Source organism: Cupriavidus sp. U2 (assembly GCF_009663685.2).
In the GTDB taxonomy this organism is placed as follows: Bacteria; Pseudomonadota; Gammaproteobacteria; order Burkholderiales; family Burkholderiaceae; genus Cupriavidus; species Cupriavidus necator_C.
This window is the reverse complement of the sequence record NZ_RCOG02000007.1, coordinates 23,373-39,080: the sequence shown is the minus strand read 5'-3', so window position 1 is coordinate 39,080 and position 15,708 is coordinate 23,373. Positions and strand designations below refer to the sequence as shown.

At 60.0% G+C, this 15,708-nt stretch carries 12 protein-coding genes; 3 read left to right on the top strand and 9 right to left on the bottom strand.

Annotated features, from left to right (window positions below; all coding sequences use genetic code 11):
• Positions 1 to 137: 137 nt before the first annotated feature.
• Entirely contained in the window at positions 138 to 440 is a 303-nt protein-coding gene (locus tag D9X30_RS07835; RefSeq protein WP_153950009.1) for a zinc ribbon domain-containing protein, read from the top strand.
• A 57-nt stretch (positions 441 to 497) separates the two neighbouring features.
• Here D9X30_RS07835 and D9X30_RS07830 read toward each other — a convergent pair whose 3' ends face one another.
• Both D9X30_RS07830 and flgB read right to left on the bottom strand, forming a co-directional pair.
• A complete protein-coding gene (locus D9X30_RS07830) occupies positions 498 to 2,987 on the bottom strand; it encodes a heavy metal translocating P-type ATPase (RefSeq protein WP_153950010.1) in 2,490 nt (829 codons plus the stop codon).
• Between the two features lie 498 nt (positions 2,988 to 3,485).
• Positions 3,486 to 3,908: a flagellar basal body rod protein FlgB gene (flgB, locus tag D9X30_RS07825; protein ID WP_153950011.1), complete on the bottom strand. Its 423-nt coding sequence runs from the start codon at positions 3,906 to 3,908 to the stop codon at positions 3,486 to 3,488.
• A gap of 297 nt (positions 3,909 to 4,205) precedes the next feature.
• Here flgB and D9X30_RS07820 point away from each other — a divergent pair, with 297 nt between their 5' ends.
• Entirely contained in the window at positions 4,206 to 5,273 is a 1,068-nt protein-coding gene (locus tag D9X30_RS07820; protein WP_153950012.1) for a porin, read from the top strand.
• 181 nt (positions 5,274 to 5,454) lie between these two features.
• Positions 5,455 to 5,733 (top strand): hypothetical protein, encoded by a 279-nt coding sequence (locus tag D9X30_RS07815; RefSeq protein WP_153950013.1) that lies wholly within the window; start codon positions 5,455 to 5,457, stop codon positions 5,731 to 5,733.
• A 299-nt stretch (positions 5,734 to 6,032) separates the two neighbouring features.
• Here D9X30_RS07815 and czcE read toward each other — a convergent pair whose 3' ends face one another.
• From czcE to czcC, 7 genes are all read right to left on the bottom strand, one after another.
• Positions 6,033 to 6,434, bottom strand: a complete 402-nt coding sequence (czcE, locus tag D9X30_RS07810) for a copper-binding periplasmic protein CzcE (RefSeq protein ID WP_153950014.1) — start codon at positions 6,432 to 6,434, stop codon at positions 6,033 to 6,035.
• A 108-nt stretch (positions 6,435 to 6,542) separates the two neighbouring features.
• Positions 6,543 to 7,973 carry a sensor histidine kinase CzcS gene (gene czcS, locus D9X30_RS07805; protein WP_011229349.1) on the bottom strand — a complete coding sequence of 477 codons (1,431 nt, stop codon included), beginning with the start codon at positions 7,971 to 7,973 and terminating at the stop codon, positions 6,543 to 6,545.
• A 4-nt stretch (positions 7,974 to 7,977) separates the two neighbouring features.
• The gene (gene czcR / locus D9X30_RS07800) at positions 7,978 to 8,655 is read right to left on the bottom strand and encodes a heavy metal homeostasis two-component system response regulator CzcR (protein ID WP_008646724.1); all 678 of its coding nucleotides are present in this window, start codon (positions 8,653 to 8,655) and stop codon (positions 7,978 to 7,980) included.
• Position 8,656: 1 nt separating this feature from the next.
• Entirely contained in the window at positions 8,657 to 9,607 is a 951-nt protein-coding gene (locus D9X30_RS07795; protein WP_004635344.1) for a cation diffusion facilitator family transporter, read from the bottom strand.
• A gap of 50 nt (positions 9,608 to 9,657) precedes the next feature.
• Entirely contained in the window at positions 9,658 to 12,849 is a 3,192-nt protein-coding gene (czcA, locus tag D9X30_RS07790; RefSeq protein WP_153950015.1) for a heavy metal efflux RND transporter CzcA, read from the bottom strand.
• A gap of 16 nt (positions 12,850 to 12,865) precedes the next feature.
• Positions 12,866 to 14,428, bottom strand: a complete 1,563-nt coding sequence (gene czcB / locus D9X30_RS07785) for a heavy metal efflux RND transporter CzcB (RefSeq protein ID WP_153950016.1) — start codon at positions 14,426 to 14,428, stop codon at positions 12,866 to 12,868.
• Between the two features lie 17 nt (positions 14,429 to 14,445).
• Positions 14,446 to 15,702: a heavy metal efflux RND transporter CzcC gene (gene czcC / locus D9X30_RS07780; RefSeq protein ID WP_024570390.1), complete on the bottom strand. Its 1,257-nt coding sequence runs from the start codon at positions 15,700 to 15,702 to the stop codon at positions 14,446 to 14,448.
• Positions 15,703 to 15,708: the final 6 nt, after the last annotated feature.

The following is a 15,708-nucleotide window of genomic DNA, read 5'->3' as shown; positions in this document are numbered from 1 at the left end:
TCTTCGCATCCACCGACCATTGACCCTGTAGTCACTACAGACTATTTACTACAGGCATTGGCTGACGCGTAGCAGCGCAAGTCGTCGCAGCACCCGACACCACGGGGCCGCAGCGACGATCCATCCACTTAGGAGGAATGATGGGTTTCTTGGAAAGGCTCATGGGCCGTCACGGCGGCGGTCATCACGGCGGCGGAAGTGAGCACGGTCGTCGAGGAGGTCATCATGGTGGTGGCGGCAGCTACGGCTATGGGAATCCTTCGCCACCACAAAGCCCCGCCGGCGTCCACTGCCCCAACTGCGGCACGGTGAGCGCCCAGGGCGCGCGCTTCTGCCAGCAATGCGGCAGTTCACTGGCTCCGGCGCCGTGCAGTCGATGCGGCACCTTACTCCCACGCGACGCAAAGTTCTGTGGAAGTTGCGGCAATGCCGCCAAATGAGTCGGCGGCCATAGCTGCCGCCGCATCTGGCATCGTCATCATTGCGGCCGGGGCCCGTCATGGGGATTTGTCGCGATAGGTTAGCAGTCGAAGCGCATTGAACACCACGATCAGCGTCGACCCCTCATGCATGGCCACGGCGGGCCCGATACCGAGGCCGAGGATCGTGGCTGGCAGAAGGAACGCCACGACGCCGAGGCTGATATACACGTTCTGAAGGATGATGGCCCGCGTATGTCGGCTTAAACCGACCACAAAAGGCAGGTGTTGGAGGTCGTCGGCCATCAGCGCAACATCCGCCGTTTCCAATGCCACATCTGAACCTGCCGCACCCATTGCGATGCCCACCGTGGCGTTGGCCATTGCCGGCGCGTCGTTGACGCCGTCGCCGACCATGGCCACTTTGGCTTCCGCGCGCAACGTCTGGATGGCTTTGACCTTGTCCTCAGGCATCAGATCGCCCCAGGCTTCATCGATACCTACGTCCTTGGCAACGGCTTCGGCTGCGCGCTGGTGATCGCCGGAGATCATGATCATGCGTGTGATACCCAGCCTGCGCAGTGCCTCGAGGGCAGCGCGCGCCGAGGCGCGCGGCGTGTCCATCAGCCCAATGGCGCCGAGGTCCCGATCTCCCTGCCTGACGATCATTGTCGTGCGGCCAGTGCTGCGCAGCGTCTGCACTGCGCTCGCCATCGATTCGCTAAGCGGTGCAATCCCGTCGGCGCCGAACATGTCAGGCTTGCCAATCCAGACGGTCTTACCGCCCAACGTCGCCGTGACCCCGCGTCCGGTCAAGCTTTGGAGATGAGACGCTTCCGGGATGGAACTGCCTTCCAGGCGCTTGCGGCCATCGCGGGCAATGGCCGCAGCCAACGGGTGGTCGCTGAGCGACTCCACGGCGACCGCTACGCTCAACAATTCCGCTTCAGCTACTCCTTCGGCGACCATCACATCGGTAATACGGGGGCGCCCCTCCGTCAGCGTCCCCGTCTTATCGAATGCAATGGCTTTCAGTGAACCCAGGTTTTCGAGCGGCGCCCCGCCCTTGATCAGCACACCCCCTCGCGCGGCGCGCGCTACCCCCGACAGCACCGCGCTCGGTGTCGCGATGGCGAGCGCGCATGGGCTGGCGGCAACCAGCACCGCCATGGCGCGGTAGAAGGTCGCACTGAACGGCTCATTGATCACTAGCCCTGCAAACAGCAGCAATACCGCCAGCACAAGCACTGCAGGAACAAAGATCCGTTCGAACTTCTCGGTGAACCGCTGGCTCGGTGACTTTTGCGCTTCGGCCTCGTTGACCATCTTGACGACTTTCGCCAGGGCGCTGTCCGTGGAAAGGCGCGTCACTTCCACTTCAATGGCGCCGGCGCCATTGATGGTTCCGGCGAACACGCGGGACACGGCCCCTACGGCATCGGGCTTCCTTCTGGCTGCGGCGGCGTCATCCACGGGCTGCTTGTCGACCGGGATGCTTTCGCCAGTAACCGGCGCTTGATTGACTGCGGAAGCCCCCTTTACCAGAAAGCCATCGGCGGGGAGGCGTTCGTTCGGCCGAACCACCACCACATCCCCCACCTGCAATTCCTCGACGGGGACCTCTCGTACCTCGCCTTCACGCCGCACACTTGCTGTAGCCGGTGCGAGCGCCGCCAACGCTTCGATCGCCCGCTTGGCGCGCCCCATGGCGTAGTGTTCGAGCCCGTGGCCGAGACTGAACAAAAAGAGAAGTAGCGCGCCTTCCGCCCAGGCGCCTAACGCCGCCGCCCCTGCGGCGGCTACCAGCATCAGTGTGTCGATTTCGAACTTCTTTAGCCGGAGGTTCTCTATCGCTTCCCGAACGGTATAGAAACCACCAAAAAAATACGCGCCGACAAAGAAGGCAACCGGAATCCATGCTGGCAGGCTGCCGAACAGCTTACCCACGGCAAATCCGAGCCCAAGCAAGGCCCCACAAATCAGGGAGAAGATTAGCTCAGTATTCGGCCCAAACACGCTGCCGTGCGCGTGGGCCTCATGCCCCTTGCCTTCCCCCTGCGCATGATCCTTGACGCCCTCGCGGTGTTCATGGTCGGCATGACCGCTCTTCCGGGCACCGATCTCAACCGGCGCGAGCCCGCGTTGCGCCAGGGCCTGCTCGATCCCTGCCGCGGAGATCCGATCGTTGTCGAATTCGACGCGCGCTATGCCGGAGGCGCTGACTTCGGCCTCGATGACACCGGGCAAGGCCCGTAGTTGGCTAGCTACGGTTCGCGCTCGTCGTTCGTGCCCAACGCCCTTCACTTGCCAAAGCACATGGCCAAACCGTGACGAAATCGCCGCGCCCGTGCTTGTCACCAGCTCCCGGATGCGGGCAAGGGAAATCGCCGCGGGATCGTAGTGGACACATATCTGCGAATCGCTATCAACGTTTGCAGTTTTTATATGCGCCGCCTCGACGCCCTCTTTCCCTCTCAGTTCGGACAGCAACCGTTCAACACAGGGATCGGAGGAATCGGGGAGGCCGGGAAGCAAGACAGGAATGTCCAGGCGCAGCTTTTCGGTCATTGTCGCAGGCTCCAGTCAGTCTGAATCGGCATTCACGCCGTTGCACAGTATTAGCAACTAGTGTGCCCCGCATTGCAACAACAAAGCTCAATGAGTCAGCGCCCAAATGCCCCGCCGTAATGCATTGGTAATGTGCCCGCAATCTGAGCGTACTATCGTGCGGGAGAGACGATCCTCGCGTGAGCCGCCCAGGAACCTACCGATGATTAGCGCCGTCGCATGCTCAGTATTGCTGGCCTACGCTTTGCCAGCTCCAGCAGCCGGTGGCGGGCTCAGGCCGGAGCCGGCGCAGTGGCTTCCTGTCGGAGCTGATCATTCGGACCCCGGATACGCCTCTCGCGACCTACAGCTTTCCTGGGCGGCCAACCCGCGTCATCGCACAGCCAAACACCCGTCGAAGCAAGAATCTTCTGCGAGCACACCGGAGCCGTCTTCCAAAGACGCCTCCAGTGCTGTCGCCACGCCCAAGCCGCCTTGTAAGTAGTGGCGGTTTTCCCGCTAGGGCCGCATGTCCTGGTAGAGCTTGAGCATGTCCTTGTACTCGTCGGCAGTCTTCTGAATGGAGAACCGCATCCGCAGCGCGTTCTCTGCGAACGCCACGCGTTCGACGTCCATCTCCACGGTGTTTCCGTCCATGCTCGACTGAAGTGGCACGCGATACATCAGATCCTCCTCCAGCGCGGGCTTGCTTGCTTCGATATGCCGCGGCGAAGTCATGGTCATGCCTGCAAAATTCTGACCACTGCCCATCACTCTCTCCAACTCGGCGCTGAAGTCGATATCGCGCGCCTTGTAGTTCGGCGTATCCGCATTTGCAATATTTGCAGACAGCAGCTCGAACCGTCGCGTGCGAAGTCGCAGTGCCTGCTCGTGAACGCTGTCTTCGCTACGGGCCCACTTTGCAACGTATGGCGTGTCCATCTTCACTCTCCACCTGATTCGAAGCCCGCAGCGTATTGCAGGGACTGTCAATCGTGTCTCGAGAGAAGCGGCCTCTTTTCGTGAGTTTCCCATTACCAACCCGCAATGTTCTTGCGGACCTACGTTGACGCATTTCCTGAAAAGCGTTGTCAATCCAAACATCCCCGTCACATTCCATCCCTGTCGCCCCCACGCGACGAAGTGACCCCACGTAATTGCGTCGCAATCTGACCGTCATCTGCCGATTTCTATACTCGCCCCCACGAAATTAATTTCGGGTCTTAATGAGGAGAATCCATGAAGATTAGTCGCATTGCCGTCGCATCACTCGGTCTGTTCGCTACAACCGCATTCGCTCAGTCAAGCGTCACGCTGTATGGTGTGGCCGACGCTGGTATCGAATATCTGAGCAACGTCCCCTCAGCTTCGCCGGGTGGCTCGAGCCAGGTTCGCATGACCTCCGGCAACATGTCGACGTCGCGCTGGGGCATGCGTGGCGTCGAAGATCTCGGCGGGGGCCTGAAGGCCATCTTCGAGCTGGAAAGCGGCATTTCCTTCGACACCGGCGCGCAAAACAACAGCTCGCGTCTTTTCGATCGTGGTGCCTTCGTGGGCCTGAGCAGCAAGTATGGTGCGCTGACGCTGGGTCGCCAAACTACGCCGTTGTATGACACCACGCTGCAGCTCGACCCGATGGGCTTCGCGCCGCGTTACTCGCTCTTCAAGATGGATGACGTCCTGGCGGGCCGTGCTGACAACGCGGTCAAGTACCGCGGCACGTTCAGCGGCCTGACAGTCAGTGGTCTTTACAGCTTCAGTCGCACCGGCGGCGGCGAAGTGCCAGGGAACTACAAGGTCGATCGCAACATGGGCGTGTCGCTCATGTACGAAACCGGCGCCCTCGCAGTTGGCGCGGTGTACGATGAATTCCAGGGTACCTCCGTCGCAACGGCCGACCGCAAGGACCGCCGCGCGCTGATTGGCGCCAGTTACGCATTTGGCCCGGCCAAGGCGTTCATTGGCTATCGTTGGTACAACGGCAACGTTGGTACGCTGCCGACGAACGGTTCGAACCTGTACTGGGCCGGCCTGCGCTATGGCCTGACGCCCGCACTGACGCTGACCGGCGCGGCCTACTACACGGACAGCCGCAACTCGAGCGCAGACCCGCTCCTGTTCGTTGCTTCGGCAGACTACGCGTTCTCGAAGCGTACCGACGTGTATATGAACGTCGGTTACGCACTGAACCGCGGCAATTCGCAGCTGGGCATGAACGGCTTCAACTCGACGACTGGCAGCCCGACCAACGTTGTTCCCGGCAAGGATCAGACCGGCGTCATCGTAGGCGTACGCCACAAGTTCTGATCGTCCCCAAAAGAATCGACACTTTCTTGTTAATTCAAGAGAGTTTTTGCCTCCCAACCGGGAGGCATTTTTTTATGACAGGATCGTAATACGCGGGTAATTCAGTGGAGCAGGTCCGGTAGCTAGACTGTGAACACGGTGAGCGATTAAAGACTCACAAACATTGACTTGGAGAGATTCCATGAAGACGATTCACACTGCCCTGATTGCTGCTGCCCTCACGATTGCCGCCGCCGGATCCGCCGTCGCCGCAACGCCAGACGGCCAGATCCACCGCCCTCGCGATCCGTACACCGATGGCGGACGTGCGGCAGTCAACGACATTTACTCTGGCGGTGCACGCATCGACAAGCGCGACGTGTTCACCGACGGAGCACGCCTCGGCCAACGTGACGTATTTACTGACGGCTCTCGTATCGGGCCGCGTGATGTGTTCACCGATGGCGCACGCGGAATTTGACGCATAGCCATCCCTGACACTCAGACCGACCTCTGTGGGGGAGCCAGGCACCCGTCAGTTGCCTGGCTCTTGGTGCTCTTTCGCTTTATCCCGATGGCGAAAGCTTCCGAAGCTTGCCCTCCCTGGAGGGCAAGCTTTTTTTCCGTCCATCGGCGTCAATCTAGTGCCGTTTACGATACGGTTGCGCGTGCCACAACTTCCCGTCGCCTCGTGTATTGCTAAGCGGCAGAGCCAACGCCAATGATGATGAAAAAAGCCCCGCATTGCGCGGGGCCTGCAGTTCATCGGTTCAGCAACGTTCAGCCGCCTGTGAAGAGGTCGCTTCTATCAATATAGACGCGCACGCCAGCGCTACCTGGCAGATCCGGCATCAACAAGCCAAGATCCACACTCGAATCCCTGACCATCTGGGCGAAGGTCCATGCGACGATCTTCTCGCCGGCCCGAAATGCCACCGTCTCGCCAGAGTCCACGTTGACATACCGCATCCCTGGCTTCACGTCGATAATGCGACTGGCCTGAGATTGGCCGGCTGGATCGCCATACAAGGTCGCGTGACGCTTCGCCATCGCCTGCGCCGTCGCCGTCGACGCAGGCACGCCCGGTTTCAACCCGGTCATTTCCAAAGCATACGAAGCCGACATCCCACCCAACAGCAACGCCGCAAACAGCAAGGCGTGTTTCTTCGTTTTCATAGTCATCTCCTTTCTAGAGACTTCGTTGATCTATGAAAACGAGTGTATAAATTGTACGCATGCTGCAGCCTTGCCCGGCGATTACAAATAGGCAATCGGGCTCATTGCACCACTCTACCCAACGACTGGTCGGTCCTGACTCGGCCTACCCACCGAAACCCGCGCTGAGGCTTCAGCACCGTTGAGCGGGAAGCGCAATGTAAAGCGTGTCTTCCCATCCAAGCCGCTCACGGCTGACGCGTCGCCGCCATGGAGCTCCATGATCGACAGGACGATGGCCAGGCCCAGCCCCGTGGACTGTGACGAGTTGGATCTCGCCCTATCCCCACGGAAGAACCGATCAAAGATGAGGGAAAGTTCCCGCTCCGGGATTGGGTCTCCAACGTTCGTGATGTCGATGCAACAATGTGCCGCTTCGCGGCGCACCACCAGATCTATCATCGAATTCGGCCACGCATGACGGACCGCATTTGACAGAACATTGTTGATCGCACGCTGGAACAGAATGGCATCAGCGACCAGGGTGGCATCCCCGCTTACCCTGATTACGACGCTTCGCTCCTCTGCAAGCACCGAAAAGTAGGCGGACAACTTGCGAAGTTCTGCATTCAACTGGAGTTCCGTCAACTCGAGCGCCACATTGGCACTGTCAGCTCGCGCGAGGAACAACATCGCATCGATCATCCTCGCAAGTCGCTGGTATTCGACCAGGCTTTCCTCCACCAAGGCGACATACTCGGGCCCGGTGCGGTCTCGTGACAAGGCGACCTCGGCATGTCCAATGAGGTTGTTAAGCGGCGTGCGCAAATCATGGGCAAGATCGGCGGAGAACCGCGACAGCTTCTGATAACCATCCTCGAGGCGTTGCAGCATCGCATTGAACGCAGAGGCGATATCACGCACTTCGGTGGGCTTGGGTGGCATGTCCACCCGGTAGCTCAGCCGTTCCACACTGATCCGGTTGATCTGCTTGATAAGTACGTGCGCCGGCTCCAGCTCACGGCGCGTAATGGCCGCCCCCACCAGGGCCGTCAATATCACACCGACGGTGGTACCAAGCACGAGCGTCGTCCGGAATCGCGCAGTCACCTGCTTCCTGTCCTCGCCAGACTTCGCCACGAACACCGTCGCCCGCGTACCGTCTCGCCCCAACACCGCATCGGCGGACTGGAACATGAGCGATGACTTTCCCGTGACCGCCGCTTGGTCAGTGCCTTCCAGCAATGCATCGTTGCCCGTGCGAAACAAAAGCCGGCCATCCAGCGCCGTGACGCGAACGATGAGGTCCGAGTAACCTCGCACCAGATCATCGAAGCGATGCTGCGCCGCCGGGACGCCCTGCACCCCGTCCACCTCGCGCAAGAAATGCTCGACCTGTTCGAGTTTTCCCTTTACAACCTCATCGTCTCTGGCCTCGAGTTGCGCGGCGAGCGAGTAGTAAGCAAAGGCGCCCATGCTGGCCAGCGCGATAGACAGTACCAATGCAAAGAAGAGCCCAAGCCGCCTCGTCAGTGACAGCGGGGTTATCGAAGTCCCGGGCCTCATTCCGTCACCGGCCGCGCTCTGGGTCGAGGACATAGCCCATTCCCCGTACGGTATGGATCAGCTTTTGATCGAAGGGATCATCCACCTTGGATCTCAGGCGCCGGATCGCGACGTCAACGACATTGGTATCCGTGTCGAAGTTGACGTCCCAGACCTGGGACGCGATCGTGGTTCGCGACAGCACCTCCCCTCTCCGGCGCATGAGCAGGTGCAACAGCGAGAACTCCTGATTCGTCAATTCAATGCGGGTAGTTCCCCGGAATACCCGCCTTCCAAGCACGTCGATGTCCAGATCGGCAATGCGCAATCGCTCGGACTCCTTCGAGGTGCTTTGGCGCAAGCAACGCCGGATACGGGCAAGGAGCTCGGCAAAGGCGAAGGGCTTGACCAGGTAATCGTCTGCCCCCAACTCGAAGCCTCTGACACGATCCGCCACATCATCCAGCGCCGTCAGAAACAGTACGGGTGTCTCGGACTTGGATCGAATGGACTTGATGACCGTCCACCCGTCCATACCTGGCAGCATGACGTCCAGGATGATGACGTCGTAGTCGGTCTCTTCCGCCATGTGGAGCCCATCGCCACCATTGTTCGCGATGTCGACCACGAAACCCGACTCCGACAATCCCTTCTGCAAATACTCCGCAGTACGCGGTTCGTCTTCTACAACAAGTACCCGCACCTTAGTTTCCTCCTGCAGCAAGCGACTTCGATCCGACCAGTGCTGGCGATGCATTGAAATGCTGAGCTGCATCCGCTTGTTCGCATGGTGCCAGTTCGAACTGAATGGTCACGTGCGTGATATCGAATTTGTCAGCCAGCATCTGCTTCAATTCCGGTAGCACTTCCATTTCCGGGTTGACGGCCGTGTCATTCACGACATGAACCGTCAAGCTCGCCTTGCCGCTGGTAAGTGCCCAGATGTGGAGGTCATGGAAGCTTTTTACCCCGGGCGTCGCCAGAATTTGCTTCTCAACCTCTGCCAGATCCACGTCATCGGGTACGCCTTCGAGCAGCACATTCAGGCTCGACTTCAGCAGGATCCACGTGCGAGGCAGTACCCAGAGGCCGATCAGCACCGCAATGGCGGAGTCGACCCACGCCCAGCCCGTGAAGCGGATGATGATCGCACCGGCGATGACGCCAACCGACCCGAGCAGATCGCTCCAGACTTCCAGATAAGCACCCTTCACGTTCAGGCTGCTGCTTTGCCCGGAGGACAGCATGCGCATGCTGATGAGATTGATGATCAGGCCCAGCACAGCCACGACGAACATGCCGGTTGACTCAATCTGAGGTGGCGATTTCAGCCGCAGGTAGGCTTCGTACAGGATGTAGATAGCCACACCGAACAGCAGCAATGCGTTAAAGGCCGCGGCAAGAATCTCAAAACGGTAGTAGCCAAATGTCCGCTTCTTGTCCGCGGGTCGCTTGGCGATCGCAATAGCAGCCAGTGCGATGGCCAGTGCGACGGTGTCCGTGAGCATGTGCGCGGCGTCGGAGATCAACGCCAGGCTCTTCGTCATGACACCACCGACCACTTCGGCAATCAGGAACGTACCGGTCAGCGCAAGGGCGATCTTGAGCGATCGCTCGTTGCCACCGGGATGGTCGTGTGAGTGACCTGCGCCCATAGAAACTCCTATAAAAATTGGGCGGTACGATGACCGCCCAAGGATTTACGTCATGCAGGCTGGCGGCCTTGATCCGGTTGATGCGTCTGAGTGACTGGCTCGCGAGTATCTTCCGCGTCCTCATCCTTGCGGTGAGCAAGTCGATAGAGCACCGGCAACACCAGTAGGGTCAGCGCCGTGGACGACAAGATGCCACCGATTACCACCGTTGCGAGGGGACGTTGCACCTCAGCGCCCGTACCGGTGGCGATGGCCATCGGCACGAAACCCAGGGATGCCACCAGGGCCGTCATCAGCACCGGACGCAGTCGCGTCAGGGCGCCAACTCGGACCGCGCTGTCGAGGGAATGCCCTTCTTCGCGCAGCGATCGGATAAACGACAGCATCACCAGACCATTGAGCACCGCCACCCCGCACAGCGCGATGAAGCCCACCGCTGCAGTAATGGACATCGGAATGCCGCGTATCCACAGGGCAAGAATCCCGCCAGTCAGCGCAAAGGGAATGCCCGTGAAGACTAGCAAGCCATCCTTGATGTTGTTGAACATCGCAAACAACAGTACGAAGACCAGCAACAGCGCCACCGGCACTACCACCTGCAGGCGGGTGGTGGCGGACTGCAGTTGCTCAAAGGTGCCACCCCATGTCATCCAGTAGCCAGCCGGGATCTTGACCTGGCTTTGGATAGCCGCTTCCGCCTCGGGCACGAATGAACCAATATCACGTCCACGAACGTTGGCACTGATCACGATGCGGCGCTTGCCGTTCTCGCGCGAGATCTGGTTCGGGCCGGGCGCCATTTCCAGCGTCGCCACCTCGCTCAATGGGATAAACGTCGTTCTCGCGTCCACTCCTTTTGGCAACGGAATCGGCAATCGGCGCAGAGCCTCGACCTCGCCGCGCACAGCTTCGGGCAGGCGGACCACGATATCGAAACGACGATCGCCCTGGAAGAAGGTTCCGGAATCACGGCCTCCGACGCCCGTTGCCACCGCGTCTTGCACGTCGCTCATGTTAAGCCCGTATCGCGCCGCCTTTTCCCGATCGATCTTGACCGTCAGCATCGGCAAGCCGGTGGTCTGTTCTACCTTCACCTCCTGCGCGCCGGGGATGCCCTGCAGCACGGCCGATACCTTCTTCGCCGTCTCGCTGAGCACGTTGTTGTCATCGCCGAAGATCTTGACTGCGACGTCCGAGCGGACCCCGGAGATCAGCTCGTTGAACCGCAGCTGGATCGGTTGGGAGAACTCGTAGTTGTTCCCGGGGATCTTGCCGGCTTCCTCCTGGATGGCGGACAGCAGTTCGGCATGTGTTTTCTTCGGCTCTGGCCAATCCTTCTCAGGCTTGAGCATGATGTAGCCATCCGAAATATTCGGCGGCATCGGATCGGATGCAATCTCCGCCGTACCTGTCCGCGCAAACACGCGCTCGATTTCGGGGAATTTTGCCTTGAGGGTCGTCTCGATCGTCTTCTGCATCTCCACGGACTGCGACAGGCTCGTGCCAGGAATGCGCAGCGCCTGGATGGCAATGTCGCCTTCGTTCAGATTGGGGATGAACTCGCTGCCCAGGCGGGCCGCAATGGCCACGCACAGAACAATTGACACCGCGGCAAACGTCAATACAACGGCCGTGTTCGCGAGCGACTTTTCCAGCAGCGGCTCGTAGCGACGCTTCGCCCAGAGCATGAGACGATTTTCTTTCTCGGCCACCCGTTCGCCGATGAACAAGGCGACCGCAGCCGGAACGAACGTCACGGACAGAATCATCGCGCCCAGCAGCGCCTGGACGACCGTGAACGCCATCGGGTGGAACATCTTGCCTTCCACCCCCGTCAGCGCAAAGATCGGCAGGTAGACGATCATAATGATGAGCTGACCGAAGATCAGTGGGCGACGCGCCTCCTTCGCTGCGGCAAACACCTCATGGAACCGCTCGGAGCGCGTCAATGGCCGGCCATGGTGTTCCTGCGCATGCGCCAGTCGCCTCACACAGTTTTCGACAATCACCACCGCGCCATCGATGATGATGCCGAAGTCGAGCGCGCCCAAGCTCATCAGGTTCGCACTGATCTTGTAGTTCACCATCCCCGTGAAGGTGAACAACATCGCCAGCGGAATGATCGTCGCGGTAATCAGCGCCGCGCGGATGTTACCCAGGAAAAGGAACAGAATTACGATGACGAGCACCGCGCCTTCAAGAAGGTTCTTCTTGACGGTCGCAATGGCCTTGTCGACCAGACGTGTCCGGTCGTATACCGTTACGATCTTCACACCTTCCGGCATCGTACGGTTAATGGAAGCGACCTTTTCATCGACCGCTTTTGATACAGCCCGGCTGTTTTCGCCGATGAGCATGAATACCGTGCCCAGCACGACTTCCTTGCCATTCTCGGTTGCCGCACCGGTACGCAGTTCCTTGCCGATCTCCACATCCCCGATGTCGCGAATGCGGATCGGCTGCCCCTGCGCCGTGCCGACAATAATGTTGCGGATGTCATCTTCGGACGCGACCTGACCCGGTGCACGAACCAGGTACTGCTCACCCCGGCGTTCGATATAGCCCGCACCCACATTGTCGTTGTTCTTGTTCAGCGCATTGACGACGTCGGTCAGGGTCAGCCCGTACGAGGCAAGCCGTTCAAGACTTGGCGCGACAAGGTACTGCTTGTTGAACCCACCGATGGTATTGATCTCGGTGACACCAGGCACATTGCGCAGTTGCGGCCGAACCACCCAATCCTGGATTTCGCGCAGATCTGTCGGCGTATAGGCAGTCCCGTCAGCTTTGCGAGCACCCTCCTCGGCTTCCACGGTCCATAGGTAGATCTCCCCCAGGCCGGTCGAAATAGGCCCCATCGCCGGCACGACGCCTTCAGGCAGATTGTCCTTGGCTTCCTGGATGCGCTGGTTGACGAGTTGGCGCGCGAAATAGATGTCCGTGCCATCCTTGAAGATGACCGTTACCTGCGACAGGCCATAGCGGGACAGCGAACGCGTCTGTTCGAGTCCCGGCAGGCCGGCCATCACGACCTCGATCGGATACGTGACACGCTGTTCGGTTTCCAGCGGCGAATATCCCGGTGCGGATGTATTGACCTGAACCTGGACGTTGGTAATGTCAGGGACCGCGTCGATCGGTAGTCGGTTGTAGCTGAAAATCCCTAACCCGGCCATTCCGAGCACGGCGAGCAGGACCAGCCATCGCTGCTGGATGGCGAAGCTAATGATACGTTCAAACATTGCTGTTTCCCCCGTATCAATGGCCGTGTTCGGCGCTGGATTTACCAAGTTCTGCCTTCAGAACAAAACTGTTGGCGGCGGCGTAACGGGCACCCGGCTTCAGGCCCTCGACAATCTCGACGACCTTACCGTTCGTCCGGCCGACCTTCACCGGCTGCGGCACGAATCCACCTTGCACCGCGACAAAGACTACGCTCTCGCCATTGACGTCCTGGACGGCCTCGGTCTTCACCGCAACGGGCACCTCGACATCCGCTCCGAATACGTCGACCGTGACGAAGAGACCCGGTCGCCACGCCATCTGTGGATTGGTCAATGTTACGCGAGCCTTCGCCGTCCGCGTCTGCTCGCCCAGCAGTGAACCCACGTATGAAACGGTGCCATCGGCCTTTACGTCGGACGATGCCGAATTGATGGACGCCTTTTCGCCGATACGCACCCGCTCGACATCCTTGGCGGACACCACGAACTCGGCCCAGACAGACGACAGATCCGACAGCGTGAACACGTTGGCATTGTCCGCCACCGCTTCCCCAAGCGAGATATGCTTTTCGACGATCATGCCGTCGAATGGTGCGCGCAGCTCGTAGCGATTGAGTGCCGTCGAGCTGCTGCTGGCGCCAATGGCGGTCAGTTTCTGCTGCGCGTTCTGGACACTAATCTGCGCTTCCTGCAGCGCGTTGCGGGCGCTCAGATAATCTTGCTCCGCAGAGATCTTCTGTTCCCAGAGCTTCTTCTCGCGGTCATAAGTGACACGCGCCAGATCCAGACGCTTCTGTGCCGCGAGTAGTTCGCTGCGCTGGTCAGAAAGCCCGGTGCTCGCGATGACCGCGAGAACCTGTCCCTTCTTAACCTGTTGCCCAATATTGGCCGGAACGCTCTCTACGACGCCAGCCAGTCGCGGCACCACGTGGGCTGTCTTGTCTTCGTTGAAACGGATTTCGCCGGGGAACTGGACGCCAGCCTGGACCTTTGCCGAGGCCGCGGTTTGAACCACCACCCCTGTCTTGGCCAGTTGGTCCGCTGTCAACTCAATCTTGCCTTCCTCTTTCGAGAGCCGCACGGCGAGTGGCGAAGACGAACCGGGCAAGGTCACATTTGCGGTCACATCAAAGACATGGGGCTCGGCAACTGGCTGTTGGCTTTCCAGCGCGTCGCCAGACAACATGAACTTGAGCGCTTGAGACTCGCCCGTAGCCCGCACGAGCTGACCTGTCGCTGCCACGCCATTTGCCACCGCCTTTCCAGACTTGCTAACCCAGAGCCGAATACGGGCCTCGCCCTTGGATTCGGCCGTGCCAATTTCCACGTCATAGCCATCACGCGAAAAGAGCGCGCCACCATTGGGGCCCTTCTTGACCTCGTGATGCTCGCCGTCGCCGTGTGACTTGTCATCCTTGTGGTCGACTTGCGCCGCCTGCTTGCCATGGTGCTCGGTGTCGCCATGCCCCTTGGATTCCGAGTGCCCACCCTGCTCTTCCGGCGCAGAGCGTCCGCTCAGCAGAACGCCACCAGTCGCGACACAGCCCACCAGTACGATGGCCGCAATGGCAGCCTTTTGTTTGTTCGAAATAGCCATGTTTTATGAATCCCGTCTTAACGTCCCAGAATGCGATCGATCGTGGTCGCCGCCTGATAGGTTTGTCCAAGCACGCCGAGATAGCGGATGCGTGCCTGGAACAGCGTGCGCTGGGCATCCAGGACGTCCAGATAATTGAACTTGCCGGCCTCGAAGCCAATGGTCGCCGCGTTGAAGGCTTGCTCGGCGCCTGGCAAGACGGTCTGCTTCAGCGTTTGTGCCGAGGCGCGCGATACCGACAGCTGGTTCGATGCCATCAGGAGATTTCGGGTCAGGCTGATGCGATTGGCCAGATATTCATCCTGCGCCTTGTCCGCCTGGCGGATGGCCGAATACAAGTTGCCCTGATTCCGGTCAAAAATCGGCAACGGGATCGCCACACCGATCACCGCCATGTTGCGGTTGGCTTCCGTATCGCGCTTGGCACCCAGACTGACTGTCAGATCCGGATACTGGCGGCTGCGCTCAACGCCCACCAATGCCTGGCGGCGGTCAAGTTCAGCGCGGCTTGCGGCCACCAGCGGTGAGTTTTCCAGCTCCTTCTGAAGGAGTTCAGGCGCCGGCCTGGATGGCAGCGCGTCCAGATTGCCCTGTGCTTCGGCAAACTGCGGCGATGCATTGCCCCACAACGCCGTCAACGCCTGACGGGCGGACTGCAGGCTCGCCGTTGCTTCGGCCAATTCAAGTTCGGCGTTGGCCTGTTCGACACGTGCCTTAGTTTCGTCAACCGGGGAGATCTTGCCGGCCGCGACGCGGCGTGAAGCGGCTTGCGCGCCCCGCGCAGCGATATCCGCGGAGCCAGTTGCCAGCTTGACGCGTTCCTGTGCGATCAAGACGGAAAAAAAGCTCTCGATTACCTGCGCCCGAATGTCGCCGCGAACGCCAGCCAGCGTTGCCTGCGCCAGTTCGCGCGTCCTTTCCGCGGCATTGATACGAGCCGAGCGCTTGCCGCCCAGTTCGATCGGGATATTCATCTGGGCGGTGGATGTACGGGTGGATTTCCGCGTGTCCTCGACCAGCGTCTGGAGTTCCGGGTTCGGAATAACCCGGGCCTGCATGATCCCACCTTCTGTGGAATCGAGTTCCTTGGCGGCGGCGGACAGGTTGAAATTGCTTCCTGCCGCCAGCGACAACGCGGCCTCGAGGGTCAACGGTCCCGCCGCTTCCCTTGGGAAGACGGGCACCATGGACGTGCCGGTGTCAGATTGCGCTACGGCAAAGTTTGGGCTGAGAAATGCTACCGCCAGCCCGAGCGGCAGAAATAGTCTTCGCATCGAATT